This is a genomic window from Paenibacillus barcinonensis, from assembly GCF_003217495.1.
GTDB lineage: Bacteria > Bacillota > Bacilli > Paenibacillales > Paenibacillaceae > Paenibacillus > Paenibacillus barcinonensis.
This window is the reverse complement of record NZ_QJSW01000019.1, coordinates 70,336-96,291: the sequence shown is the minus strand read 5'-3', so window position 1 is coordinate 96,291 and position 25,956 is coordinate 70,336. Positions and strand designations below refer to the sequence as shown.

Below are 25,956 nucleotides of genomic sequence, written 5' to 3'. Positions count from 1 at the left end.
TTTCGCACACGTAGTGAAACACAACTTTAGATTATTGAATAAATGTATTCTTTACTCGCACCGATCTGAGAAAATAGGGAATAAAGATACAGCACGCAAGCAAGGATCGAACAATCACTTGAAAGGCAGGCTGCGCATCCAGCACATGCACTTCTCTTCCCATCTCCTGCTGAGCAATCAGAATCCACGTAACCACACTGATGATCGCATTCACGATGTACTGTATGATCATCATGCGGGGAAACCATCGTTTCCTTCGATATAACAGAACAAGATTTATGATGACCAGTACAGACAAAATGATGCTGCTGATGAAGCCAAACCACAAGATTGGCCTTATCACTTCTGTATATACTTGCAGATCAATCCCTCGACTACCTTCCCACCTAGCAGGGTCCATAATCACTGTGACATTTGATAAGTCGGAGAGTAGAAATACCAGCGAAGCCCACAGACTAATCTGGATGAAAATCAACCAGCCGCCCAGGCCGGAAATATCCTGACGTTTTGTACGTGCTCCAGTTGTAGTCGAGTAAACCTCCTGTTCTTCCTCTGAACCAGCATTCGGACGGTTCATGTCAGCCTCCTTATAAACAATTTAGCCGCACCTATTATATCTCAACATCTGGATGGAAATCTATAAAAAGGTTTTTACAACCCAACCGATTGGCTGCACCGCTCATATCACTTTATTTCTTTATTTCTTCACTTCATCTCTTCGTCCGTTTCATCACCGCCGCGAACAGAGCTGCCGCGCTCCCGCTTCCCGACTTCAAATAATGCTGTGCATTCGTATAATCAAACCCAACCCATACAACACCCGTCCACTCTCGCGTATACCCGGCAAACCAAATATCCCGGTTCGCGCCTTTGGGGGCATTCGGCAAGGAGGCTTGAGTTGTTCCCGTTTTGCCAGCGACCTGCTCCTGAGGCAGCCGGGCACGCTTTCCTGTCCCATGACTAACCACTTGCTGCAGCATATGGGTCATCTCCTGCGCTATGCGTCTGGATATCACCTGTTTATGCTCAGAGCGACGAGCATAGATTACCCGCCCCCGTGCATCTCTGATCTCACGTATAAGGTGTGCCTTGTTAAACTTCCCCTCATTCGCAAAAACAGCATAAGCCTGTGCCATTTTCATCGGCGAAATCCCTTGATGCACCCCACCTAGGGCAATGGACAGATTCATATCCTCGGCTTGTAATTCAATCCCGAGTCGCTGGGCAAACGCTTTGGCTTCGCTCAGTCCGATTTGATTAAGCAGCCATACCGCCGGTGAATTAATAGACTGCTGCAGTGCTTCGGACAACGATACCGTTCCTCGATATCTTCCCCCCACGTTGCTTGGCCGATAATTGCCATATCTCATCGACCGATCAGGCAGCATGCTCTCTGGTGTGAATTTTCCCGATTCCAATGCAGGAGCATAGGCAATCACAGGTTTAAATACAGAGCCAGGCTGTCTCGCATCAATCAATGCACGATTGATATCTCCCTTCACAGGATTTCGCCCGCCCATCATGGCCTTCACTTCACCATTATGGTGATTCAGAAGCACCATGCTGGCCTGTACCTGCTGATCCTTTCGATCATCCGGGAACCAGACGGCTTCAGCAAAGGTTTCTTCCATGGCCCGCTGTGCGCGTGGGCTTAATCCCGTTCGCATCACCCAGCCTGCGGAGCGAATCTCGGCTTCACTCTTGCCTGTAAGAAGGGCAGCCTCCTGTATTACTGCATCCACAGCTGAAATATACGCAGCTCCGAGTCCATCCGATGCTGGAGCTGATGACATGTTCGACAACGCTGAGCGTGGAGGTTTGTATTCGACAGATGCAGCCTCCTGCATCTGTCTTTTGGTAATGATCCCCTCTTTATGCATCAAGGAAAGCACTACACTTCGGCGTTCTTTGGACAGCTTTTCGTTATCAACCGGATTGTATATGGAAGGGCCTTTAGGCATACCCGCCAGCGTGGCGATCTGCCACAGCTCGAGCTGCTTCAGATCCTTCACACCAAAATAACGTAAAGCCGCTGCCTTGACTCCGTACTGCTGCTGGCCCATATAAATCTGATTGAGATACATCTCCAGAATGTCATCTTTTGAATATTTCTTTTCCAGCTCGATTGCGATGGATAACTCGTTTATTTTGCGCATCAATGTCTTGTTTCCGTTCAGATACAGATTTCTGGCCAACTGCTGTGTTATAGAGCTTCCACCCTGATTCCAATCCATATGTATCATATTTTGCACCATAGCTCTGCCAACACCAATCACATCAAAACCTGGATGACGATAAAAGCGATGATCTTCTGTAGCTAAAAAAGCCTGAACAAGCATCTCGGGCATGTCATGAAGACTTGCATACTCGGCATAACCTTGGCCCGATGTCTTCAACCGGGTGATTTCCCGTCCATTCTCGTCCAGAATGATCGTTGAGGATGTCTCCTGCATTGCTATGGATGAGCTTCGGACTACCATGTTACCGTATGTGTGAAGGTAAACATATAACACCACCAGCAGAACGGCTACAATGACGCCAACATCATACGTTCGATATAACCAGTGCTTGACTTTCGCACTTAACATTTTGTTTCCTCAGCTTGAGCATGTGTAAAGTCTTGTTCCTGCTGTTTGTTACGATCAGGATTGCTCCCTTCCGCGATTTCAAGCGCATGCTGGAGCACATTTGTCTGTTCATACGCCATTCTTGCCCAATGCAACACTTCGTGATCCTTCCTGCCTGGCCCATCTATCAGTTCTTCCAGTGCCGACTGAATACCGTACAGTGTAAGGTCAATAGGCAAGGCCGTACGTTTATCCCCCATTGGAGGATAGATATGAGTGTCAGCTTCGCCATTTTCCGTTCTCAAACGGGATGCCTGAGTATGCCCGGCTTCCTTCGCCAGCATGGTGGCAATTGCATTGATCTGTTCACTTAACAGCCGCAGTTCACCGCTGCTCAACACACGGATTGGTTCAGGAATCCGGCCTTTGGCAAGTTCATGCGTTCCACGCACAAGCTGCTCCACATCCTCAGCGATTTTTTGTGAACGAACCCAGAACAATAACGTAAACAAACCTCCACCTACTACCAAACATATCAGCTTCTTTCCAATGGTGTTGATACACCAATGCACCAGTTGAGTCATCCACGGAACATCATGGAACACGAAGCCATACGCCAATTTTGTCAGCTGATACATAACAAAAAGAAGCACCATGCTTAGAACCGCACTTGCTCCGCAGATATATATGTACTTCACTCGAACTGTGTTTACTCTTGCATCCATACTCGGTATCCTCCCTCATGCTCAGCAAGTGATAGAGGTAGCATACCGAATACTTCTTAAGAAGACTTTGTTAACTTCTTATCAAATTCTTAATTCTCATCCGCACGGATAATTAAAACCTATTCTGCGTCTACTGCATGCACTGCTGGTGGAGTAATCGCGGGGAAACGGGTGACAAAATCGGTTCGTCCATGCTCACTGTGTGCAGCAATGCTGCCTTGATGCAGTTCAATCATTGATTTAGCAATGGCTAAACCTAACCCTGTACCTCCGGTATCACGGGAACGTGATTTATCCACGCGGTAGAATCGTTCGAACAGATGCGGCAAATCCTGAGCAGGAATCGGTTCTCCGTAATTGCTGATTCGCACCACAGCCTCTCCGTCCTCAAGCGAAAGTCCGATTTCCATCACTTTGCCCTGCGCACCGTAACGAATGGCATTGCTGAACAGATTTTCGTAGGCACGAACCAATTCTCCAGGGGCTGCCTGAATCCACAAAGGCTGATGGCCTCCAGCTATGGTATAAGTCATACCTGCATCCTCTAACATGGGAGCAAATTCTTCAGCCAGCTGCATGAGGAACGGGGTCAGATTCAGCGGTGTTAAGGATAAGGGCAGACTTCCCCCACTGACCCGTGTATACTCGAACAAATCATCAATGAGCTTGCGTAAGGTTAACGATTTCTCATAGGCAATGCTGACGTAATAGCGCATCTCCAGTTCATCCTGATACCGATCCTTCTCGATATATTCAAGAAAACCGAGGATAGAAGTCAACGGTGTCCTCAGATCATGTGATATGCCTGTAATCAGATCATTCTTGGCAGCCACCGCACTTCGTTCTTCCTGCAAGGATCGCTGTAGCTGCTCTGCCATCTGATTAATACTCGTGGCCACCACGCCAAATTCATCAGAAGTTTTTACCTCGATTCGATGTGAAAGCTCACCTTTGGCTACCTCCTGAATACCGGCCGTGATCTCATCCAGCACAACCATGACTTTACGGGTAAACAAGAAGAAAAACAGCACAAAGCTGATGATCCCTACAGCAATCATCAGCGGAACAGAGCCAATATGATTGACCAGCCACCGAACCGCTTGCCCCGGGATCGTATAATTCGGATAGCGCTGATTTTGTAGAATCGTCTCGCCCAGCTTAGATACTCCGTACAAAATCACCGCAGTTAACACACCGCTCAGTAGGAATGCATAAATAAACTTCCATCGTACCGTATTGATCAGTTTCGAATTCATTAAAGAAACTCCCTGCTTGTGTTATGCAAGCTACATAAATAAATCAAATTAATGCGATTTCATCATTTTGTATCCGACACCCCACACGGTTTGAATAAATTTAGGGTGTTTGCTGTCTGGCTCAATCTTCTCACGGAGTTTACGGATATGGACCATAACAGTGTTGTTGGACTCCATAAATTCTTCCTTCCAGACCTGGCGATAAATCTGTTCCATGCTCAGGACAGAGCCCTGATGACGGGCAAGCAGCTCCAGTACAGCAAATTCGCGAGGTGTCAGATGAACAGCCTTCTCATCCACCCATACTTCATGTGTATCCGTGTTGATCACCAGATCATCAATGACCCATTCGCACTCCCTGCTTTCTCTGCCATCATTAAAAGTGTGATATCGGCGAAGCTGTGATTTAGCCCGCGCTACGAGTTCAAGCGGATTGAACGGCTTGCTTACATAATCATCGGCTCCAATGCTCAGCCCCGTAATCTTATCAATATCCGTACTCTTTGCTGACAACATAATAATGGGCATCTTCTGCTGCTCCCGAATCTTCATACAGGCTTCGATCCCATCCATATTCGGCATCATAACATCCAGAATAATCAGATCTATCACTTCGGTCTTCAGCAGCTCCAGCGCCTGCATTCCATCATTCGCTTTCAAAATCCGGTATCCTTCGTTGCCAAAATAGATTTCCATCAATTTAATAATATCCTGCTCATCATCGACAAGCAGTATGGATGCTGGTTGTGCCACGGTATAGTTCCTTTCTGTTTACAAGTGTTACAAGACTTCTTACAACGGTTCTACTTTTTTATCTGTTCATAGTATACCACCTTGGGATCATGCTGCGAAAATCCTCGTGATCTTCACGTACACGGTCCATTTTCATCATCATCTCATCCGTCTCTTCCGGCTTTACGTGCTGAATCCACACTACAGAAGATACCAGAGCCATGGCCATATACAGTGAGTACATTCTCCAGAACTCTTCATTCGGTTCATTACCATCCAAGTACCCCTGTACCTGTCCTATCGAATAAGGAATACTCGTCTCTGTCGCAAATAAACCCAGCTTCAGAAATTCATGTACAGGGTCTCCCTGGTCTGCACGATTAAAATCAATCACTCCAGCCAATTCACCCTGGTTTATTAGCAGATTGGCGGGATGAAAATCATCGTGCTGAAAATAATCCGGACGTCCTTTCATGCAATCCAGATGGTCCTCAATAAAGTTCAGAATAGCTTGATCCTGCTTCATAACCACAGAACACTCTCTGTATTTATCCACGTAACGCCGATGCTTCCTGCTTTTGCGGCTGTACCAGGACTCTGCCTGCTTCTCCACAGGAAGCCTGTGAATACACTTCAGCGCAGCTCCCGCCTGCATGCCGATGGACCACTGCTGCTGCTCATTCAGGCGGGGCAATACTTCAGAGGCATCTTCACCCTCCAGATAACTCACGATCATGTACCCGTTATCCTCGTCCAGCTTGCCGATGCCAAGTGGTGTAGAGCACATAACTCCCATCTGTCTTACCCTGTCCAATACTTGAACCTCTATTTGCTTGGATTCCATATCACTGTAAGGAAACACCCGCAACAGCATATTCCCCTGATGTGGGGTAATAACTTTAAACTTGTGATCCAGGGAGTATCCTTTAGAGATACGTTCAACCTGTACTGCATTCTGAAGCCCGGGTATCCCTTTCACGAACTCAATCAAACCAACACTTGAATACAAAGAATGGTCAAGCCTGTATTCCGCCATCTGCTGTCCTCCATTGCTCATTGTGAGATGTAAACTCAGATTCACCCTGATGGAAGTAGTACCGCCATGTTTGCCTTGTTCTCAATCGCCTATATTCTATTCAACGTAGTTTATATGTATAGTCATATGTATTCGTTCAAACAAACATTGCCGTCTTAGGCTCTCTGCCTGTTAGCGTCAACATCGTGTAGAGCTGCCCCCTGTGATGATACATATGTCCCATCATCTCAAGCAGCCATTCCAAACGAGTGTAAGAAGCCCCCCAATAGGATGTTGTTACCTGGAGCAATTCTTCTGTGGTAAACTGCATATATCGCTGATACAGACAGTTCCGATTCTCAATGAGCGCGTGTCTGATCTGCTGCAGAGAACAAACGCGATTATCATTATAAAAATGAGCCATTTCCTCCTCGGATGCACCTTCGGATATGTACAAGTCTGCCCGGCAGACCAGAGCCAGATGGGAGAGAAGCTCTCCTATCGTTCGTTTTCCTTCAATCGGTGATACATTCAAATCTTCCTCACCTAACTGATCACAGATATCCATTAAAGATGTAACAGCCGTATCAATATGTTTAAATGCAGACTGAATCAACGTCATCACTTCCTTTTAATTACATTGTACAGAACATATGATCTCATTTCAAGATGACAACTTCATTTTATATATACACCTACTCCTTCCCAAGCTAACAGCTATTCATAAAAAAAGTCCCTGCTCCTTCATATAGACGGGTGCTCGGGACATTTTGTTACAAATTTTAAATGTTTATTCACCTAATTTATGGAATATGAAAGTGGATGAGGACCGAATCTATACATCTCGCCCATCAGTTTGAATAAATCGAGCAGCATGTATGGTCAAATTGACCAGCCTCCAAGTCCGCACCTCGAATGAAAAATTGAAGCTCGCCGCAGTCCAGCCACTGAAAACCGATGGCCTCATGCGTATCTATTTTTAACAGCAACAATGTATCCGACAGCTCTTCCCACGTTCGCTCCTCATCACCGCCATAGTGCGCTGTCAGCTTGCTCATACATTCCAGCTCATCGCCATTGTAAGCCTCACCGAGCTCAATATAACTCAATGCCTGATGCTCTGCATCGGGCTGCTGCCCCTCTGGATAACCAAACATTCCACCCCAGTTCAACGGGCTCGGATGATTCCAATCCGATTCAAATTCCAGATAACGCTCAAACAAACCACCCTCGGCAGCCTCAGTAGCATCTTCTTTCCCGGATTCAATCGCTGGATCAGTCCCCTGTCCATTCAATGCCGCCGCGTCTATATATGGATATGTAGGAAGCTCCAGATTAGGCAGCACCGTAACGGCATGAGCTACCGTCGGTTTTCCACCAAGTGCAGTGGCTCCTTCTGGCTCGCGTTTCACCAAATTATGTGTTGAAGGTTCATAGATCACCCGATGTTCAATCGGATAGGCCGCATCTACCTCGCCAATGAAAAAGTACAGCATGCCCCGCTCCGGCAGCGTTCCGCGTCCGTCATTCGGCGTGTATGGAGTCAGATCCACCATATTCAGCTGCGCCAGAAAAGTCATCGGCACCCCGTTCTCTGTCAGCGGCCAGTCCAGCTCCTCCGGCAGATCAGGATACCCGCCTACACGCGAATTGCCTGTTCTACGGTATTGATCCGTTGTGGAGACATCCAGTCGAATACCCCAGCGCCCAGCATCCAGCACCAGATCGGCAACAGCAGCGAGACCGTATTCTTCTTCGAGGGTTTTACGAGCTTTTCTAGTCAGACGTTCACATTGTTCCGGCTTAATCATATAGATCCTCCCTTTTTGACGTTACACCTATGCTGAGACTTATTCACGTTCACACCTGTATATTCTTCCGCCTTGTCTTTTTTCCCTGCTTTCTTGTGTAAAAAAGAGGCTGACCTTCGTCAGCCCCTCTCTCTTCATATACTAATGTTATTGATTTGAATCAGAGGACCTATCCTGATAAGCAAGCATATGCTCCTCGCCATCCAGAAACTCATGTGACTGGTGGGCAGCCATCACCCCGTGATAACTGATATCCAGACCAAGCTCCTCCTCCTCCTCTGTGGAGCGAACCGGAACAAGCTTGCCAATCAGCTTGAGTCCAAACCATGTCATTGCAAACCCCCACAGCACCAGAGCAGTCAGACCTAGCACCTGAACACCAAGCAGCTTCCAGCCGCCGCCCATGAACAACCCGCCGTCCGTAGCGAATAGCCCTACAGCAATCGTTCCCCACATCCCCGATACGGCATGTACAGGGAATGCGCCGACCGGATCATCAATCCGCATGCGATCCAGCCAGTTGGTTGCGGCCATCATTAACAGACCGGAGACTGCGCCAATGAATATCGCCGCAAGGTCGCCTACAAAAGCACATCCTGCTGTAATGCCTACCAATCCAGCAAGTGAACCATTAATGACGGAGGGTGCATCCGAACGATTAAAGCGGAACAAGGTGTATAGCAGAGTAGCTGCTCCACCCGCGGCCGCAGACAGCATCGTCACGATAGCTATGTGACCGATTCTGACATCTGTTGCACTTAATGTGCTCCCCGCATTAAAGCCGAACCAGCCAAACCACAGCAGAAAGGCCCCTACCGATGCTAACGGCAGATTGCTTGGCAGTGCAATGGCACTTACACCAAGCGGTGTGTATTTCCCCTTGCGCGGCCCAATAATAATCGCTGCTGCCAGCGCAGAGAATCCGCCCAAAGCGTGGATCACTGCCGATCCTGCGAAATCCTGCATGCCCAGCTGATTGAGCCAGCCGCCACCCCATGCCCAGTGTCCACCAATCGGGTAGATGATCGCCGTCATCAGGATGATATACAACAGGTAGGCACGGAAGTTGATCCGCTCGGCTACCGCGCCGGATACAATGGAAATCACGGCAATGGTAAAGGCGGCCTGAAATAACCAGAACGTCTCCAGAGATACCGGAACGTCCAGATGGGAAAGGTCACCGTTCAGGAAAAATCCGGTCACACCCACGAAGCCGCCAGCATCTGAACCGTACATCAGCCCGAAGCCGATGGCGTAGAACAATAACGTACCAATCGTAATGTCGGCAAACACCTTCATAATGATGTTCACACTGTTTTTATATCGTACAAACCCGGCCTCCAGCAGGGCAAAGCCGCCCTCCATCAACAAAATCATCGCTGCACTAAGTACAACCCAGACGGTGTCGATCCCGGAGCTTAACGTCTCCAAAGTCATGCCTGTACATCCTCCGTTTCACTAAGCTGTCTGATCTCGCGAATCGTCTCGGGTGTAAGCTCGATCTCTTCCTGCTGCTGCTGTTCGGCAAGTTGAATGCGTTCCACAATCAGATCAAGCTCACGAATGCGCCTGCGAATCTGCTCCATCTTGCGAAAACGTTCCTTCACCTGCACCATATATTCCACCGCCTGGTGGTGAGAAGCCGGACGCCCCGCAAACCATTTGCGTACAGGCGACAAGGACTGATAAGCCACTTCCTCGGCTCGTCGTTTTTGATCAAACTGTTCAATCTTCTGTTTGAGCGTATCAATCTCATTTTCTTTTTTGACCTTCAACCGTTCGATAAGGTACAATAGATCGGACGATGATATTTGCAATGCTGTATGGTGATACACCTCGTCGATTACTAACATATCATGTCAGGACTCCTCACATATCAAGTTACTTGTTACCGATTATAGTTTGCCGGGGGGTGCCCGTCAATCTTTTTTTCGATTTCTCAATCACTCAGCATGCCCGATCAGCAGGTATGTTTTTTTGTTTTTCATATAATTCATGTAACAACGAAATTCATGATTCATATTCGCAATTTCCATTTCAATGCTCTATGCTGTTTACACTAGGTCATATATGTATCAACAAACATAAAAAATAAAGAGAGGAGTAAAATCATGTTTGAACGCAACGACCATATACGCAACCAAATCTGGGAAGCCATTTCGGGACTGGATGAGCATCAATTAAATCAGAAGCCATCCCCGGAGCAATGGAGCATCATTCAGGTGCTGCGCCATCTCAATCTGATGGAAAATCTGATTACAACGCAAGCTCGTCGTTCCCTGGAAAATGAAGAGAACGTGTCCATTGACAAGAAGCCTTATGAACTGTCTCTGGACCGTAGCAGATCTGTCGAGGCACCGCCCCATCTCCAGCCACTGGCTGCACCCGAATCGCTCGCGGATATCCGCAGCGATCTGGAGGCTTCTCATCGCGCTCTGGAGCAGTTTGCACAGGAGCATGAGACGAGCCAGCTTCGCAGCAAGTCTTTCCCGCACCCGGTATTCGGCGAGATGGACCTTGCGCAATGGATTGATTTCACAAGCTACCATGAGGAACGCCATCTGGGACAGATTCAGGAGATCAAGCATCAGCTTGGATTGTAATACTCAGCGTACGCAGGCTCAGCCTCTTATCCTGAATCATATGATCTCCCGAAGCATGCGATTTTAAATCACTTCCTGATATGTTGCAAGCTTCAATTCAACCTTAATCATGCTGGAGTCTGGAACTGGAGATAAACACAAATAAAACCTCCGTAAGCCATGTCATCATGGCTACGGAGGTTTTCCTATGCCTTACGCTGAAGCCGCATGCAGGCGGCTCCTGTCAGATTTTTTTACCCAGAATGACCAGATCCCTGCTCACACCGTCCAGCACAGCCACCTCAGGGTAGAAGCCCCACTGTTCAAAGCCATGCTTACGTAACAACCCCAGACTTGGCTCATTATGTCCAAAGACGAAACCCAGAATCGTTGATACCCCCAGTGCAGGACATGCGTCAAATACCGTATTTAGCATACGTCCTCCTGCGCCGATTCCCCGGCAATGCTGATCCACATATACACTCACTTCTACCGTACCATTGTACGCAGGGCGCCCATAAAAGGAATTCAGGCTAGCCCACGCCACCACCTGTCCATCCAGCCTCATCACCCACAACGGACGACGATCCGGTGTATGCTCATTGAACCATGGCAAACGCTGCTCCACCGTCACTGGCTCCAAATCTGCCGTTGCCATGCGGCTTTCAATCGTTGAATTATAGATGGCTACAATGCTTGGCAAGTCTTCGAGACGCGCGTATTCAATCTGTACCTTTTCCAGTTCCATTCCGATTCCTCCATCAACTTATATCGTTCAAATATTATAATACGCCCAGGTCAAAGCTTAAATATATAGAGGCTATTATAATGGAAAACGGAAGCTGGCGTACAGCATGTAGAATACCCCGACATCCACACGACAAATGAATCTGTAAGATGATAACCCTTGTCCAGATTACTCCGGCAAGCCTTGAACCGTATTGCCTCTCGTCAAATTCTGGCTCTGATCCGCCCAGCGAATATGAAGCGAACGGGAAGTGAACAGATCTGGACCATCCGACACCTGAAAATGCAGATGGGCTTCACTGGAGTTACCCGAATTCCCCAGGTCCCCGATCAGGTCACCCTGTTTGACTTTATCTCCTTTTTTCACCGCTACACTTCCCTTTTTGATATGCCCTGTAATGCTGTACTCTCCATTCCCGTGATTGATCACAACGTAATTGCCCGCCGGCTCTTTCGGATTCATCACGCCCGGCACATTATCCTCAATATCGTTTTTGATCTCTACAACCGTACCGTCTGCAGCCGCATAGAGCGGCTGACCAAAAGCATAATAGTTGGCGTTTACTTTTGCATCCCCCTGATAACTTGCCCCGTCTACCTTGCGAACAATATCCAATGCATAACGCTGTGTCACATGCTCGTAATGATAGTTCTCCAGCACACTGTGACCGCCCCAGAAAATAAACATATCTCCCTTCATCGGGAACTGGAACTCGGTTTGGGTCAGCTTGTTATCTGTATCGGGATATGACTCCAGCGGAGTTATGTTCAGCCCGCCAATCTGGTGATCTTCTGTAAAATAAGCCCGGATTCCCTTGGTACCTGAATCGTCTATCCATGCATATTCCTTCAAACCGTTGATCTCGGCATGAACCACTTGCTTCCAAGCGTTCGTCCCTTGCAAAAAGCCGTCCGCAGACAACTTGAAATCCTCCAGTGACACCGCTTGTTTCATCTCGGGAGTAAACTGATTATAGATCGCATCCTTGGAACCATTTGTCATTGTAGCGATGAGGTTCTCTGGTGTTACCTGTTTATGATCTTCCACACCCGGATTCGTTTCCTTGCTCGAAGTGTCGCTATTATCCTTTTGACCAGCCGCCTGTTCTGAAGCCTGCTTTTCTGCCTGCTCTGCTTCATCGGAGGTGATTTTGTTACTTGTACAAGCAGTCAATAAAACAAAAGCTGACATGGTCAGGAAAAGCAGCTTCCATTTCTTATTCATCATTCAACACCCTCTCTGTTTGTCTGTGCTTCCCTATATCAAATCTACATCATGAGTCTTATGTTTCATCTAACCCTCCCTTACATCCAGTTAAATTTACTACCACCCTTAAGCTTAATAATTAAGGTTCTGTTAAGACACCATATCTTCCAAGCTGTCTCAAGAATGATATGATGAACAATAATACTGGAAAGTAACTAGAGGGGGCAGTTCAATACAATGGATAACGTCTCGCTGCTGCTTGTTGATGATGAACAAGCAATTCTGCATATGCTCAAAACCGTGCTGCTCAAAGAACAGTTTCTTGATATTGACACGGTGACTACAGGTGAGGCTGCACTCGAGGCCTGCAACAATAAAACGTATCATTGTATCGTGCTTGATATCATGCTTCCGGGTAGAAGCGGGCTGGAAATCTGCCCTTTTCTAAGGCAAGCTACCGATGCACCTATTTTATTTTTGACCGCCAAAACAACGGACTATGACAAGCTTACAGGCTTCGCCGTTGGCGGTGATGATTATGTAGTCAAACCATTCAATCCACTAGAGGTGGTCGCACGCATCAAGTCGCTGCTGAATCGTTACCTGCCTTCCAAAGCCTTAAACGCTCGACAAAACAATTCCGATTACGCAAAAACGTCATCTCCTAACACAACTCAGGGGGTATATGATTACGGTCGTTTTCAGGTGCTTGAGCTGGCTGGAGAGCTTCGTGTCGAAGGAGAGGCCGTGCCCTGTCCGGCACTGGTGTTCCAGTTGCTGCTCTTTTTCTGCAAACATCCTAATCGGATCTTCACGAAATCGGAACTGTATGAACGTGTATGGGGCTCGGAAGCCATCAGCGATGATAACACCGTGATGGTGCATATTCACCGTATTCGGGAGCGTATCGAAGCCGACCCGTCCAATCCGGTATTTCTCATCAATGTACGCGGTCTGGGTTACAAGCTGGTTCAGGCTTCCAGTGTGTTGCCGACATGAGTATTCGTCGAAAATTAATGACCCGCTTTATCGGCATGCTCACCGGCACCGTGATCCTGATTATTATGCTAGGATCACTCGCCACCTTCTGGGTTCTGCAGAAAGTCAATGAAGTAAACCTTGTAGATGACTTTGTAAACAATGGACTGGATCAGCTCATTAATACTGCCGAGATCATGCCGGATAATACCATACGCTACGATCCTGAACTGTTGAAGCAGGTCGATAAAAATCAGGGCTGGCTACAGGTTTTGGATGAAAGAGGCGCTGTTATTGACGATTATCACGTCCCGTCCGATGTCCCGAACCACTACAAACCCGGTGAATTAATTGCCTATTGGCAGGCGGAAAAAGCGTTCCCGTATCAACTTGCCATGCTGATCAGAGAGAAAGACGGGAAGAATTTCACACTGTTATATGGTGAAAAAAATGTAGCCAAGTCATTACTGGATCAGATCCGTGCACAACTCTTGTATGACCGGGGTAAGCTCACAGTAAAGCCGGCTGAACAGGAGGCTATTCGGAAGTTGAATGCTTATATTCAAGTTCTGGATACCTACGGGAAGGAGATCACTTCCTATAATAAACCAGCTGCGGGAGTGCCCAGCGAGTACAGCATTCAGGATATTGTTCTCAAGGTCCGTTATCCCAATCGTTCAGGCATAACCGTGTCAACCTGGTATGACGGACAACATGAAACGACCTGGCTGCTCAGTGTACCGGTTCATCCATCCATGACCGAGAAAACCAATCCCTACGCTTTCATTCTGGAGCCGGCACTGATTATCTTGATTTTGTCCATCATTGTGCTGCTGGTGTTGCTGGCATTATGGTATGCGAATCGCTTCGGCTCCCCCATGCTGCATATGCTGCAGTGGCTACAGCGTCTGGAGCAAGGGCATTACGAGGAGCCTACAGGGGCTGCGGGAATTCCCCGGAGCCAGCGACGCAACGGAAAATGGAAGCGTAAATATCAGGTGTATGGTGAGGTGCTTCATTCGATGCAGGCGTTATCCCATACACTCAAGCAGGATGAAGCACAACGGAAACAGACGGATTCTCTTCGGGAGGAATGGATCGCTGGAATCACGCACGACCTCAAGACACCTCTTTCTTCCCTTCAGGGCTACGCTCATATGCTAGAAACGGACAAATACAGCTGGACGACAGAGGAAGTACGGGAATTCGCAGGTATTATGATAGACAAATCCATGTACATGGACAGACTTGTGAATGATCTGGCGATGACCTACCGGCTACGGAGTGGAGGATACCAGCCTGAAGTGGAAAGAACTGACGTGAATACGTTACTTCATGATCTTGTGCAACGGGCCGAACGTAATCCTGCCTATGGTGAGAGGCGCATTCTGTTTCAACCTGCTGACGAGCCTGTATACGGGCTGGTGCACATTCCTTCTTTTGAACGAATCGTAGATAATCTTACCGCGAATGCACTGCTCCACAACCCGCCCGAAGCTACTCTTGCTGTTCGTGTGCTGAGCGGTGAAAGGGACGGTGAATTCACGATTGAGTTCGCTGATGATGGTCAAGGCATGAGTCCCGAGATGGTATGGAAGCTGTTTGAACGGTATTATCGCGGTACAGATACAGGTACTTCTGACATGGGGTCCGGGCTGGGCATGGCGGTGACCAAAGGTCTGATCGAGGCGATGAAGGGCCGCATTGAGGTCGATTCTGCTCCAGATGAAGGAACGATTATCCGGTTGATCTGGGATGCGTATGCCGGTTGATCTATGATGAATACATGAAAACAATAATGTTCCAACCTGCCTCTTGACCTTTCCATTGGCAGTCTATATAATCGACACTCAAGCAACACCTGTTCCTAATGGTAATATGAATGTCGTACATTTACGGATCAACGTATCTGAATTGCAACGAAAATTTAGATTCGCTGGGTCCTTTCATATTTGGCAATGACCAGAGACATGATTTCGTTTGCGTGCTGCCCAGAGAGAGAGGGGATTGGTGAGACCTTCTTCAGCGAACGGACCGAAGTTACCCCTCTGCAGCCGTGGTCTCGAACCTCCGTTTAATCGCTGCCCTCGCGGGATATTATCAGCATACGCGGTCAGTAGAGCTCACCGCCTGATCCCCGTTAACGGATTCCAATGAGGGTTATGATGTTTCCTGTTTTGCGGCGGCGGGCCGAGAGCGGAATGCACCATAACCAAATTAGGGTGGAACCACGAGCCAAGCGCACTCGTCCCTTTTCCGGGACGGGTGTTTTTTGCGCTTCCATCACACATATTGGAGAGTGGTTCACATGAGTCAAGAGAACAAACCGAAATTCGAAAACAACGCTGCACCCTCAGGTAATCCGCAAGCTGCAATACCTCAGGCGTTGATTGAAATTCAGCTGCAAGGAGGAGCAATACGCTCTTATGCAGCGGGCATTACAATTGGAGAGGTTGCTGCTTCCATCAGCACAAGTCTTGGCAAGCAGGCTATCGGCGGAATCGTGAATGGCCGCAATGCTGATCTGAACGAAACACTGGAGCAGAACTGCGAATTGATTATCGTCACTTTGGACAGCGAGGAAGGTGTGCACAGGTATCGTCACAGCACAGCTCATGTGCTGGCACAGGCACTGAAGCGGTTGTTCGGGGCAGACCAGGTGAAGCTCGGCATTGGCCCTGTTATCGAGGAAGGATTTTATTACGATGTGGATCTGCCACAATCTCTATCCATCAGCGATCTTGATGTGATTGAGCGTGAAATGCACAAGATCATTCAGGAAAATCTTCCGATCCGCCGCAAAGTGCTGAGTCGCGAGCAGGCCGTTCAGCGCTTTGAAGACATTCAGGACCCTTATAAGCTGGAACTGATTCGCGATCTGCCGGAGGATGCTGAGTTGTCAATATATGAGCAAGGTGAGTTTTTCGACCTGTGCCGCGGCCCTCATCTTCCCTCAACTGGACGTATCAAAGCGTTCAAGCTGCTGAATGTTGCCGGGGCGTACTGGCGCGGGAATTCGGACAACAAAATGATGCAGCGAATCTACGGCACTGCTTTTCCGAATAAAGCCCGGTTGGAGGATCACCTTCATATGCTGGAGGAAGCGAAAAAGCGGGATCACCGCAAGCTGGGCAAAGAGCTCGAGCTGATCATGTTCTCGGAAGAAGCCCCCGGCATGCCCTTCTACCTGCCCAAAGGCATGACTGTCCGCACAGAGCTGGAGCAGTTCTCACGGGAAATGCAATTGCAGGAAGGGTATCAGGAAGTTCGCACTCCGCTCATGATGAACAACCGTCTGTGGGAACAGTCGGGTCACTGGGAGCACTACAAGGACAACATGTATTTTGCGGACGTGGATGATGCTACTTTTGCGTTGAAACCGATGAACTGCCCCGGACATATGCTGATTTTCAAAAATACACTGCATTCGTATCGCGAATTGCCCATTCGCATGATGGAATTTGGTCAGGTCCATCGTCACGAATTTTCAGGTGCCCTGAATGGCATGATGCGGGTGCGGACGTTCTGTCAGGACGATGCCCATCTCTATGTGATGCCTGAACAGATTGAAGACGAGATTAACCGGGTCATCTCCCTCATTGGACGCATGTATGACATCTTCGGATTTGATTATAAAATCGAGCTGTCCACACGCCCCGAGGACTCCATGGGCTCGGAAGAATTATGGGATCAGGCGGAGCAGGCACTGCGTAACGTGCTGGATGCCCGTGGTGTGAAATACCGGGTTAACGAGGGCGACGGCGCCTTCTATGGACCGAAGATTGACTTCCACATTCTCGATGCGCTCAAGCGCAGCTGGCAATGCGGAACAATCCAGCTTGATTTTCAAATGCCCGAGAAATTTGATCTGACATACATCGGTGAAGACAGCCTCCGGCATCGCCCGGTTGTCATCCACCGAGCCATTTATGGCTCGATTGACCGCTTCATCGGCATTCTGACAGAGCATTATGCTGGGGCATTTCCCCTCTGGCTGGCTCCTGTTCAGGTGAAGCTGATTCCCGTATCGGATCATTATGCAGATTATGCACTTCGGGTACAGAACCAGCTGCGGGCGGCCGGAATACGCGTGGAGACTGATTTGCGCAGTGAAAAGCTCGGTTACAAAATTCGCGAAGCCCAGCTGCAGAAGGTGCCCTATTCGCTGGTGCTGGGGGAACAAGAAAAAGATGCCTCCTCCGCCTCTGTCCGCGCTTACGGTCAGGGAGAGCAAGGCATGCAGCGTGTTGATGCTTTTATCGAAATCATTCAGCAAGCCGTGAAGAACAAAGCTTAAGCAAGGATGCTTCTTGCCGGATCATGGTACGACATGGCGTGGCGTGGGGTTGGGGTGACTCGAGATGACGGGACATAACTTGGCTTCAAGTAGCATGATGGGCCCTTATAATCAGACACCCCGATGAACTTGTTACAGCCTTTCGTCAGGCTGTAGCCCAACCTGCTCCTCACTCCACGTCCATAACTGCTCGGCAGCCGCATCATCCAGAGCATGGGGCTTCAGCTGCTCTTGCTTCTGCTGATAGAAATACTGTCCGGTCACCCCGGCGACATCTGGACTCGTTGCCAGATAGATTGCGGTCCGGGCCCCCTCCTCCGGCGTCAAGAAAAACGGAAGCTTGCTTGCAAAAGCCATGATACGGGTGCCGAATCCGGTGCTTCGGTTTACCCCGATACTGGTTCCTACCGCGCCCGGATGCAGGCAATTGGCTGTAACGGAAGTTCCCGCAAGCCTGCGTGCAAGCGAGCGGGTAAAATACACGTTAGCCAGCTTGGACTGGGCGTAGCCTTTGATCGGGTTATACCCTTTGTGGAAATGCGGATCATCAAAATGAATTTTTCCGACTTTATACGCGCCAGAAGAGACATTTACAATTCTCCCCTGCTTTGCAGCCTTCAATGGCTCAATCAGAAGCAAGGTGAGCAAAAAGTGTCCCAGATGGTTAATGCCGATGCTCTGCTCGAAGCCATCCGAGGTCTCCTTGCGTTTAATCATCACTACGCCGGCATTGTTCACCAGTACATCGAGCTGGTCATGCTGCTCACGGAAGCGGCGAGCAAACTGGCGTATGCTGTCCAGTGAACCGAGATCGCAGAGCATCAGCTCAATCCGGGAAGAGCCGGACTGGTGCAAAGCCCGATGAAGCGCCTCCTGTCCTCTCTTTTCGCTACGACAGGCCATAATGACTTGATACCCTTGCTTTGCAAGCTCAATGGTGGTTGCCAAGCCCATACCTGAGTTGGCTCCTGTAACAATTGCTGTCTGAATGGACATAATTTCCTTCCCTTCTGAACCGGAGGCTCCGTGAATTATTTGTGATCCGAAAGCGAGTGCGGTATTTTGTTCCAGAATATGAGATAATAAAACGATCCTTTAACAGCTATCCTCGTAGAGATCACTCCATGTACTGAAGTTACGGCGATCCTTTAATGAGCATAGTGAAGGTAATCTTTTTGTGTAACATCCGTTTCATCAGATCGTTATCCATTCACATCTCGGTATTCATGGGAGGACAAGTTGTATGCTGACCCAAGAGGAATTCAAACACGTGAAGAAACTCGCCAAGCTTGAGATTCATCTGCTCGAACAGGAATATCACGATATTCGAAACCATGTCGATCCCGCTATATATGAACCATATGAATGGCTGGATGAAGAACAAACGCACGAGCTTGTCCGCAAACACAAAAACAGGAGATATGCTTCACTAACCGTGGAGTTATGTTCGATTATGGAGCAGATGCTGCTTCAGCTCTACAAACGTACGTATCAGAAGAAGTTTAATTCGACCCAGCTCATGAAAAATCCTGCCTACCGGGCACGCTCTAACATGGAAATGCTTGAGGCCGAGCTTGGCAAACAGCATATTGTTCTAAAGCCGGGCAAAGAGTCCTGCAGTCCTGCGCTTCATCAGGCATTCCAAACCAGGAACCGGCTGATTCACGAAAACTTCTCGTTCGTAGCTGTCGTCAAAGACGGAAGCAATGAGGAAGAGACGTTCGAAGCAATATTGCAGACGGTGAAAAAATACAGAAAACATCTGAAATATGCAGACTTGGCGCAAGTGAACGAAGTCTAAGGTTTAGATGTGAATACAACAAGATCTATTCAAGGAGGTGCTCCGGATTCAGTTCCGGAAAATTTATGAACCCAACGAACCCATCCATTACCGTGTTACCGTTGCATATTCCAACACCAACAGGCAAGAGCCCGATCCATCCCGTCCTGCTTCGAGACGAAGACGGGTACACCCTCGTTGACACAGGCATGATTGGCCAATTCGCCGAGCTTGAGTCCACACTTGAAGGAATGAATGTTTCTCTCTCCGACATCAAACGAGTGATCGTTACCCATCAGGATATTGACCATATCGGTAATCTGGGTGCACTGCTGGACGCCATTCCGGGTCTGGAAGTATGGGCTCATGCAGATGAGATCCCTTATCTCACAGGTGCACAGCCTCTAATCAAATTCACGCCGGAGCGTCGTGCCATGCTGCCCGCCCCGATCCTGGCACTTGCTGATCAGCTGCTGATGCAGCTGCCTGAGATTAACATCAGCAGAACACTCGCAGACGGGGATATCCTCCCGCTCCAAGGCGGGACACAGGTCATTCATACACCGGGGCATACGCCAGGTCACCTGTGTTTATATTTTGGCGAGCAACAGTTCCTGCTTGCTGCTGATGAGCTTCGTGTCGTTGACGACGAGCTAGTCGGCCCGGCACCTCCGGCAACACCGGACATGCCTGAAGCACTGCGCAGTCTGAAGAAGCTCACCGGCTTGAAGCTGGATAAAGTCCTCTGCTACCACGGGGGAGAATATACGAAGGAGCCTGAGCAGCGGATCGCCGAGCTTGCCGACAATCCCGAGGAAGCCTGAGCATGATAACGGCTTGGGCAGGGTGATTGCTGAGCGTTGTAATTGCTTGGGCGCAGTAATCACAGCACTTAGCCTCAATCACTAGCTATGATCATCCATCCAGCAGCTCTCCCACGTCAGAAGACTGGCGGGGCTAGCTGCTTTTTTTTGTGTATGCAACGAGCGTATGTGCTCCTCTCATGCTTGCAGATTTTTAACGATCCCCAGAAGCCTTATTCCACCGAATTCTCCCCCTTTCATGTTCGAACAATCACCAGAAAGCTTATTTGCTCGAATGGCCTCTGAAATCTCCTGTTAATGCACTTTTTCACCAACATCGCGTTTCTGGGGATCGTTCACTTTCAAATGCCCGAAAAAAACGGAAACAGGCTTCCCTTTGATCGTTAGCATGCCTTGTAGCTCACTCTGCCCTGATGGCTCTGACGATTCCAGGGAATACCCTCATGTCCTTCATGCGGTGCTAATAGGCTGTCTATCTCCCCTCACGCTTCTGGAGTAAGCACGATTAATTAATCGTCCCCGTCACCCGGTGAGCCGCCCCCATCGCGGTTGTTCGTGAGTACGTACAGCTTGCCATCTTCAACCGGCACTCACATTGCGGATACATCCCCACTCCCCTTTTAAAAAAGGAACCACCTGCTCGACCTTTGTACCGTCTTCGGACAATACCACCCGCAGCAGCTGCTCCCCTCTCAGGTTGGCGGCTACTAACGACCCGGCCCACGGGCCTTCCGTAATATATGCTACGCCCGAGGGGGCCCATGTTTCATTGCCACTATGCGCAAGCGGGGCCTGATAGGCGCCACTACCATCGTCATCGCCCTCCACCTCGGGCCAGCCGTAATTCTGTCCTCCCCGGCAGCAATCCGATTAATCTCGTCATGATTGCGTTGACCGTGCTCGGTGGCATAGAGATCCCCGTTATCCGGGTTGCATGCCAGCCCTTGAGCGTTCCGATGGCCCATACTGTATACAGGGGAATTCGGCCAAGGGTTATCTGAAGGGATCGAGCCATCGAGACCAATACGCAGTACTTTTCCACCAAGGCTGTTCTGGTCCTCACTCCCCGCTTAAACGATAACAACTCGCATTCCGATGCTCACCTATGCAGCCATTTCTTTCAAATTGCATGCACATTCTGACGGACTTGTGATTGGGAATTCTATGAACATCTTCTATAATAGAAACAGTACAACAAATTTGAACCTATGCAGCACATATGGAAAGGTGGATACATCCCATTATGAATCAAACTCCTTTATCAAGACTCGATGCCGATCTGTCCCGGCAAGGACTAGACGCTATGCTCATTACTGATCCCAAACATATTTATTACCTCACCGGGTATGCCAGCAATCCGCATGAACGCTTCATGGGCCTGATGCTGGCGCGTGGTGAAGACCCTCTGCTGATTGTACCCGCACTGGACGCCGATGCTGCGGCAGCCGCTTCCTCCGTATCCAACATTGCAACGCATTCGGACACTGACAATCCTTATGCTTTGTTTGACCGATATCAGGGACGCCTGGGCCGGGTTGGTCTGGAAAAAGAATACGTCACCATCTCCCGCTATGAGCAATTGACCTCCGCACTGGGGGGTTCAAGCTTTGAAGATGTCGGTCCTTTGCTGCGCGCGCTGCGTGTCAACAAAACACCGGATGAAGTCGCTCGCATTCGCCACGCCATCTATCTTATTGAAGAAACGCTGCGCCAAGGTCTTACCCATGTACGTGCAGGTGTGACGGAGATCGAACTGGTTGCCGAGATGGAGTATCAGATGAAAAAGCTGGGAGCGGATGGCCCTTCCTTCGACACCATGGTCCTGACCGGGCCCAAAACCGGCCTGCCGCATGGTACGCCTGGAGATCGTGAACTGCAACACGGGGATCTGCTGATGTTTGATATGGGCGTGTACGCCGGGGGATATGCATCCGATATTACGCGAACTTTTGCATTTGGAGACATCTCGCCGGAACTGCGCACCATCTATAACACGGTACTCGCTGCCAACGAAGCCGCTATTCAGGTGGTTAAACCGGGCATTGCCTGTGCTTCGGTAGACCATGCTGCCCGTCAGGTGACGATTGATGCAGGCTATGGCGAGCGCTTTATGCACCGTGTTGGACATGGACTCGGCATTGATGTGCACGAATATCCGTCCCTTCATGGCGAGAATATGGACCTGCTTCAGGCTGGAACGGTCTTTACCATTGAGCCGGGGATCTACACGGCGGCAGGTGGCGTGCGCATTGAGGATGATGTGCTCGTAACCGAGACAGGTGTAGAGGTGCTGACGACGTATCCGAAAGAACTTCAAATCCTGACGGACTAGTCTATATACAGATACAGATACGGATACAAAACAGGCCACAGACACATACACTAAACAAAATCCCGCATTCCATGACAGCATGGTTTGCGGGATTTTTAATGATTTTAATTTCCTCAATTACAATGAAACTGCTTATAATTAACTCAATTCCAGCGTAATATCCTTCCAGGACTCCAGCTGTGGCAGCTGCTGCTTCCCCCAGTAATCCAGAAACCATTGAATGACCATCGTTGTATCTGCTGTAGTATAGCTGTAATGCCGGAAACCGTGCTCACCTTCCTGCAATCGAATCTCTGCCACCATTTGCCCGGGTTCCCCAAGCGCAGCAGCCTGCATATACATACTTCCCTCCACGAGCTCCGAAGGCTCAAGCACCACATATTCCTGCAATTCCAGGTTGGTAATTAACTCCACCAATAACGAGGCATTAATACCATCATTCTCGTAAGTCGTGCCATCGCTTTCCAGTGTATAACGCAGTGTCGAGTACATGTCCAATTCCCCTTTGCCCTTGGTATGAAGTCATTGCCCACTTATGCTGCAAGCTCGCTCTTAACGACGGGTTGTTTATATTATAACTTTTCCATAAAAATGTAAAAAGGATTATTTCTTGTTTCGATGAATAATGCGATCTAATTCAAAAATCCCTCTGCACAGTCCAATTGCAAAGGGCTGCGCAGAGGGGAATCCTGCATGATGCTCATTAAAATATTAATTAAGCCTCATCTTTGAACTTAAAGCTGCGTGCAGCATAAAGGAACGGCGTTCCCACCGCAGTCAGCACAAACTTGATCAGATACGTGGTCAGGAAAATCTCCAGCCATACGTCCCATGGATAGATGAATGCAAACGCAATCGTGCAGAAAACCAGCGTGTCCACAAAAGAACTAATAATCGAGCTGCCGTTCGTGCGAATCCATAGCTGATTACGTCCCGGAGCAACCTTGCGCAGCCAGCTGAACAACCGCACATCCAGAAATTGACTGATAAAATAAGCAGAGAGACTTCCGAGTGCCAACCGAGGCAGCAAACCAAACAACGTTTTCATTGAGCTCTGGGCAAAATCCGTCGGTGCCGGATCAAAGGCCAACACCATCTGCATCAGAACCGTAGTCATAATCAGTGTGAAAAAGCCAAACCACACCGCTTTCCGCGCTTCACCCGATCCATACTTCTCGTTGAGCAGGTCACTTGTCAGATACATACTGACATACATCGTATTGCCCAGCGTCAGCACAATGCCCATAATATCTATCGTTTTGGTTACCTGAATGTTGGCAATGACCGTTGCCACGCCGATCCAGGCATACAGACCCTTTTTGCCAAACAAGCGGTAACACAAGAGGAAAAAGCCATACGTCACGAGAACGAATACCGCTCCCCATCCTAAATTAAACATGAATACATACACTGCCTTCCTAGTTTTGATTACGCGGGATGGTTACGAACCGCGGCTTGGCCCAGGGCCAAAACATGAATACTCTATCACATCTCCTCCCCCCTTGTCTATTGGAAAATAAGACTTCCGCCCCCGTGCGCCCCTCCGCACCTCTGGCGTAATGACATGCGCAAAAGCCACCCTCCGATAAATTCCGAAGGGCGGCTCTGCGCCATCTGTATTGCAGAACGCTCACTTTGCCGAGTCTCTGCTTATCTAATGCAGGAGCTGTGGCGCAAAACCACGCCCCAGCCAGCTTACGCGTGAGCCGCAGAATCCAGCTCACGACTCTGATCGTTAAACGTGTCCCGATCGTTTTCCTTCAAAATTTTGCTCGTTACGAGTCCTGATGTCATCGACCCGTTCACGTTAAGCGCTGTACGACCCATGTCGATCAGCGGCTCCACAGAAATGAGCAGTCCGACCAGCGCCACAGGCAGGTTCATCGTGGACAATACGATCAGGGAGGCGAAGGTCGCCCCGCCGCCGACGCCAGCCACACCAAACGAGCTGATCATAACGACCAGGATCAACGTCACGATAAAGTCCCAGCTCAGCGGGTCGATGCCGACCGTAGGAGCAATCATCACCGCCAGCATGGCCGGATAGACCCCGGCGCAGCCGTTTTGCCCAATCGTAGCCCCAAAGCTTGCAGACAGATTTGCAATACCGTCCGATACGCCGAGCTTCTTCGTCTGTGTCTCCACATTCAGCGGAATCGCCGCAGCACTTGAACGGGAGGTAAAAGCAAATACCAGCGTTGGCAGCACCTTCTTCATGTACGTAACCGGGTTAAAGCCAGACAGGGAGATAATAATCAGGTGAATAACAAACATAATCGCCAGCGCGACATAAGACGCAATCACAAATTTGATGAGCTTTAATATCTCTTCCGCATTGGTTGTCGCCGTGACCTTCGTAATCAATGCTAAAATCCCGTAAGGCGTAAGCCTCAGCACCAGCGTAACAATTCGCATGACAACAGCATAAACGGCATTTACCATCCCGCGGAACGTTTCCGCCTGCTCAGGTTTTTTGCGATCCAGCCCTAGTACAGCCACACCGATAAAGGCTGAGAAAATCACAACCGCAAGGGTGGACGTACGGCGTTCACCTGTCATATCCGCGAATGGATTCGTCGGAATAAACTCCAGCACCTGCTGCGGAATCGTCTGATCCTTCACATCAGCCAGACGTTCCTCTACCTTCTGGATCTGAGCATTTTCCCGATCTCCCCCTTGAATCTCAATGGAGGTCAGGTTGAAGCCCAGACTTGTAACGATGCTGACCCCGGCAGCAATCGCTGTTGTAATCAACAGAATTGCAATAATCGAAACACTCATTTTACCAAGGTTCTGCTTGCCCTTCAGATTCATGATCGCCGAAATAATCGACACCATGATGAGCGGAATAACAACCATCTGTAACAAACGAACATATCCAGAGCCGACCAGATTAAACCAATCGACTGATTTTGCAATAACATCCGAACCCGATGTGTAGATCAATTGCAGAATAACACCGTACACAACCCCCATACCCAGCCCCGCAAATACACGCTTCGTAAAAGAGATATGTTTCTTCTGCATCCAGTAGAGCACACCCAGCAGTGCCAGCATGACTACGACATTCACAATCAATAAAAATGTATTCATTACCTCATAT

The 25,956-nt window shown here is 48.9% G+C and carries 24 protein-coding genes and 1 pseudogene; 7 read left to right on the top strand and 18 right to left on the bottom strand.

Annotated elements, in window-relative coordinates:
* Positions 1-31 precede the first annotated feature (31 nt).
* From DFQ00_RS22450 to DFQ00_RS22405, 10 genes are all read right to left on the bottom strand, one after another.
* A complete protein-coding gene (locus tag DFQ00_RS22450) occupies positions 32-577 on the bottom strand; it encodes a DUF2569 domain-containing protein (protein WP_110898705.1) in 546 nt (181 codons plus the stop codon).
* Between the two features lie 133 nt (positions 578-710).
* A complete protein-coding gene (locus tag DFQ00_RS22445) occupies positions 711-2,588 on the bottom strand; it encodes a transglycosylase domain-containing protein (protein WP_110898704.1) in 1,878 nt (625 codons plus the stop codon).
* Positions 2,582-3,292 (bottom strand): hypothetical protein, encoded by a 711-nt coding sequence (locus DFQ00_RS22440; RefSeq protein WP_110898703.1) that lies wholly within the window; start codon positions 3,290-3,292, stop codon positions 2,582-2,584. The genes DFQ00_RS22445 and DFQ00_RS22440 overlap by 7 nt, the downstream gene beginning before the upstream one ends.
* A gap of 119 nt (positions 3,293-3,411) precedes the next feature.
* On the bottom strand, positions 3,412-4,548 hold the full coding sequence (locus tag DFQ00_RS22435) for a sensor histidine kinase (protein WP_110898702.1): 1,137 nt from the start codon (positions 4,546-4,548) through the stop codon (positions 3,412-3,414).
* A 48-nt stretch (positions 4,549-4,596) separates the two neighbouring features.
* Positions 4,597-5,301, bottom strand: coding sequence for a response regulator transcription factor (locus DFQ00_RS22430; RefSeq protein ID WP_110898701.1), 705 nt, complete (start codon positions 5,299-5,301; stop codon positions 4,597-4,599).
* 58 nt (positions 5,302-5,359) lie between these two features.
* On the bottom strand, positions 5,360-6,316 hold the full coding sequence (locus DFQ00_RS22425) for an aminoglycoside phosphotransferase family protein (protein WP_167433802.1): 957 nt from the start codon (positions 6,314-6,316) through the stop codon (positions 5,360-5,362).
* Between the two features lie 136 nt (positions 6,317-6,452).
* Positions 6,453-6,911: a DinB family protein gene (locus tag DFQ00_RS22420; RefSeq protein ID WP_110898699.1), complete on the bottom strand. Its 459-nt coding sequence runs from the start codon at positions 6,909-6,911 to the stop codon at positions 6,453-6,455.
* A 235-nt stretch (positions 6,912-7,146) separates the two neighbouring features.
* Positions 7,147-8,106: a DUF1963 domain-containing protein gene (locus DFQ00_RS22415; RefSeq protein ID WP_110898698.1), complete on the bottom strand. Its 960-nt coding sequence runs from the start codon at positions 8,104-8,106 to the stop codon at positions 7,147-7,149.
* Positions 8,107-8,253: 147 nt separating this feature from the next.
* A complete protein-coding gene (locus DFQ00_RS22410; RefSeq protein WP_110898697.1) occupies positions 8,254-9,543 on the bottom strand; it encodes an ammonium transporter in 1,290 nt (429 codons plus the stop codon).
* Complete coding sequence (locus DFQ00_RS22405) at positions 9,540-9,959, bottom strand: hypothetical protein (RefSeq protein WP_110898696.1); 420 nt, start codon at positions 9,957-9,959, stop codon at positions 9,540-9,542. Before DFQ00_RS22405 ends, DFQ00_RS22410 begins: the two co-directional genes overlap by 4 nt.
* 258 nt (positions 9,960-10,217) lie before the next feature.
* Here DFQ00_RS22405 and DFQ00_RS22400 point away from each other — a divergent pair, with 258 nt between their 5' ends.
* Complete coding sequence (locus DFQ00_RS22400) at positions 10,218-10,709, top strand: DinB family protein (RefSeq protein WP_110898695.1); 492 nt, start codon at positions 10,218-10,220, stop codon at positions 10,707-10,709.
* 223 nt (positions 10,710-10,932) lie between these two features.
* On the opposite strand, the gene DFQ00_RS22395 is transcribed toward DFQ00_RS22400, so the two are convergent.
* Both DFQ00_RS22395 and DFQ00_RS22390 read right to left on the bottom strand, forming a co-directional pair.
* A complete protein-coding gene (locus tag DFQ00_RS22395) occupies positions 10,933-11,436 on the bottom strand; it encodes a GNAT family N-acetyltransferase (protein ID WP_110898694.1) in 504 nt (167 codons plus the stop codon).
* A 168-nt stretch (positions 11,437-11,604) separates the two neighbouring features.
* Positions 11,605-12,660 carry a M23 family metallopeptidase gene (locus DFQ00_RS22390; protein WP_208643812.1) on the bottom strand — a complete coding sequence of 352 codons (1,056 nt, stop codon included), beginning with the start codon at positions 12,658-12,660 and terminating at the stop codon, positions 11,605-11,607.
* A 219-nt stretch (positions 12,661-12,879) separates the two neighbouring features.
* Here DFQ00_RS22390 and DFQ00_RS22385 point away from each other — a divergent pair, with 219 nt between their 5' ends.
* The 3 genes from DFQ00_RS22385 (at position 12,880) to thrS (ending at position 17,917) form a co-directional block, all read left to right on the top strand.
* On the top strand, positions 12,880-13,641 hold the full coding sequence (locus DFQ00_RS22385; RefSeq protein WP_110898692.1) for a response regulator transcription factor: 762 nt from the start codon (positions 12,880-12,882) through the stop codon (positions 13,639-13,641).
* Entirely contained in the window at positions 13,638-15,392 is a 1,755-nt protein-coding gene (locus tag DFQ00_RS22380) for a sensor histidine kinase (protein WP_110898691.1), read from the top strand. The genes DFQ00_RS22385 and DFQ00_RS22380 overlap by 4 nt, the downstream gene beginning before the upstream one ends.
* A gap of 536 nt (positions 15,393-15,928) precedes the next feature.
* Positions 15,929-17,917: a threonine--tRNA ligase gene (gene thrS / locus DFQ00_RS22375; RefSeq protein WP_110898690.1), complete on the top strand. Its 1,989-nt coding sequence runs from the start codon at positions 15,929-15,931 to the stop codon at positions 17,915-17,917.
* A 132-nt stretch (positions 17,918-18,049) separates the two neighbouring features.
* On the opposite strand, the gene DFQ00_RS22370 is transcribed toward thrS, so the two are convergent.
* Positions 18,050-18,913, bottom strand: coding sequence for an SDR family oxidoreductase (locus DFQ00_RS22370; protein WP_110898689.1), 864 nt, complete (start codon positions 18,911-18,913; stop codon positions 18,050-18,052).
* 247 nt (positions 18,914-19,160) lie between these two features.
* Between DFQ00_RS22370 and DFQ00_RS22365 the strand changes: the two genes are divergently transcribed.
* Positions 19,161-19,718 (top strand): hypothetical protein, encoded by a 558-nt coding sequence (locus tag DFQ00_RS22365; RefSeq protein WP_110898688.1) that lies wholly within the window; start codon positions 19,161-19,163, stop codon positions 19,716-19,718.
* A gap of 65 nt (positions 19,719-19,783) precedes the next feature.
* Positions 19,784-20,521, top strand: a complete 738-nt coding sequence (locus DFQ00_RS22360; RefSeq protein WP_110898687.1) for an MBL fold metallo-hydrolase — start codon at positions 19,784-19,786, stop codon at positions 20,519-20,521.
* Between the two features lie 579 nt (positions 20,522-21,100).
* Here DFQ00_RS22360 and DFQ00_RS30205 read toward each other — a convergent pair.
* The gene (locus DFQ00_RS30205; protein WP_279630430.1) at positions 21,101-21,349 is read right to left on the bottom strand and encodes a hypothetical protein; all 249 of its coding nucleotides are present in this window, start codon (positions 21,347-21,349) and stop codon (positions 21,101-21,103) included.
* Positions 21,265-21,573 (bottom strand): annotated as a pseudogene (locus DFQ00_RS30200) (PQQ-dependent sugar dehydrogenase); the annotation flags it as partial. The pseudogene DFQ00_RS30200 and the gene DFQ00_RS30205, both read right to left, overlap by 85 nt.
* Before the next feature lie 191 nt (positions 21,574-21,764).
* Here DFQ00_RS30200 and DFQ00_RS22350 point away from each other — a divergent pair.
* Complete coding sequence (locus DFQ00_RS22350) at positions 21,765-22,853, top strand: M24 family metallopeptidase (protein WP_110898686.1); 1,089 nt, start codon at positions 21,765-21,767, stop codon at positions 22,851-22,853.
* 138 nt (positions 22,854-22,991) lie between these two features.
* Here the strand turns inward: DFQ00_RS22350 and DFQ00_RS22345 are convergent, their stop codons facing one another.
* The 3 genes from DFQ00_RS22345 to DFQ00_RS22335 form a co-directional block, all read right to left on the bottom strand.
* Complete coding sequence (locus DFQ00_RS22345) at positions 22,992-23,345, bottom strand: hypothetical protein (RefSeq protein ID WP_110898685.1); 354 nt, start codon at positions 23,343-23,345, stop codon at positions 22,992-22,994.
* A gap of 223 nt (positions 23,346-23,568) precedes the next feature.
* Complete coding sequence (locus DFQ00_RS22340) at positions 23,569-24,252, bottom strand: queuosine precursor transporter (RefSeq protein WP_110898684.1); 684 nt, start codon at positions 24,250-24,252, stop codon at positions 23,569-23,571.
* Between the two features lie 296 nt (positions 24,253-24,548).
* Positions 24,549-25,946, bottom strand: coding sequence for an L-cystine transporter (locus DFQ00_RS22335; RefSeq protein WP_110898683.1), 1,398 nt, complete (start codon positions 25,944-25,946; stop codon positions 24,549-24,551).
* Positions 25,947-25,956: the final 10 nt, after the last annotated feature.

Coding starts and splice junctions, on each gene's coding strand:
- DFQ00_RS22450 (WP_110898705.1), bottom strand. CDS start 577: ATGAACCGTCCGAATGCTGGTTCAGAGGAAGAACAGGAGGTTTACTCG.
- DFQ00_RS22445 (WP_110898704.1), bottom strand. CDS start 2,588: ATGTTAAGTGCGAAAGTCAAGCACTGGTTATATCGAACGTATGATGTT.
- DFQ00_RS22440 (WP_110898703.1), bottom strand. CDS start 3,292: ATGGATGCAAGAGTAAACACAGTTCGAGTGAAGTACATATATATCTGC.
- DFQ00_RS22435 (WP_110898702.1), bottom strand. CDS start 4,548: ATGAATTCGAAACTGATCAATACGGTACGATGGAAGTTTATTTATGCA.
- DFQ00_RS22425 (WP_167433802.1), bottom strand. CDS start 6,316: ATGGCGGAATACAGGCTTGACCATTCTTTGTATTCAAGTGTTGGTTTG.
- DFQ00_RS22415 (WP_110898698.1), bottom strand. CDS start 8,106: ATGATTAAGCCGGAACAATGTGAACGTCTGACTAGAAAAGCTCGTAAA.
- DFQ00_RS22410 (WP_110898697.1), bottom strand. CDS start 9,543: ATGACTTTGGAGACGTTAAGCTCCGGGATCGACACCGTCTGGGTTGTA.
- DFQ00_RS22405 (WP_110898696.1), bottom strand. CDS start 9,959: ATGTTAGTAATCGACGAGGTGTATCACCATACAGCATTGCAAATATCA.
- DFQ00_RS22400 (WP_110898695.1), top strand. CDS start 10,218: ATGTTTGAACGCAACGACCATATACGCAACCAAATCTGGGAAGCCATT.
- DFQ00_RS22395 (WP_110898694.1), bottom strand. CDS start 11,436: ATGGAACTGGAAAAGGTACAGATTGAATACGCGCGTCTCGAAGACTTG.
- DFQ00_RS22390 (WP_208643812.1), bottom strand. CDS start 12,660: ATGAATAAGAAATGGAAGCTGCTTTTCCTGACCATGTCAGCTTTTGTT.
- DFQ00_RS22385 (WP_110898692.1), top strand. CDS start 12,880: ATGGATAACGTCTCGCTGCTGCTTGTTGATGATGAACAAGCAATTCTG.
- DFQ00_RS22380 (WP_110898691.1), top strand. CDS start 13,638: ATGAGTATTCGTCGAAAATTAATGACCCGCTTTATCGGCATGCTCACC.
- thrS (WP_110898690.1), top strand. CDS start 15,929: ATGAGTCAAGAGAACAAACCGAAATTCGAAAACAACGCTGCACCCTCA.
- DFQ00_RS22370 (WP_110898689.1), bottom strand. CDS start 18,913: ATGTCCATTCAGACAGCAATTGTTACAGGAGCCAACTCAGGTATGGGC.
- DFQ00_RS22365 (WP_110898688.1), top strand. CDS start 19,161: ATGCTGACCCAAGAGGAATTCAAACACGTGAAGAAACTCGCCAAGCTT.
- DFQ00_RS22360 (WP_110898687.1), top strand. CDS start 19,784: ATGAACCCAACGAACCCATCCATTACCGTGTTACCGTTGCATATTCCA.
- DFQ00_RS22350 (WP_110898686.1), top strand. CDS start 21,765: ATGAATCAAACTCCTTTATCAAGACTCGATGCCGATCTGTCCCGGCAA.
- DFQ00_RS22345 (WP_110898685.1), bottom strand. CDS start 23,345: ATGTACTCGACACTGCGTTATACACTGGAAAGCGATGGCACGACTTAC.
- DFQ00_RS22340 (WP_110898684.1), bottom strand. CDS start 24,252: ATGTTTAATTTAGGATGGGGAGCGGTATTCGTTCTCGTGACGTATGGC.
- DFQ00_RS22335 (WP_110898683.1), bottom strand. CDS start 25,946: ATGAATACATTTTTATTGATTGTGAATGTCGTAGTCATGCTGGCACTG.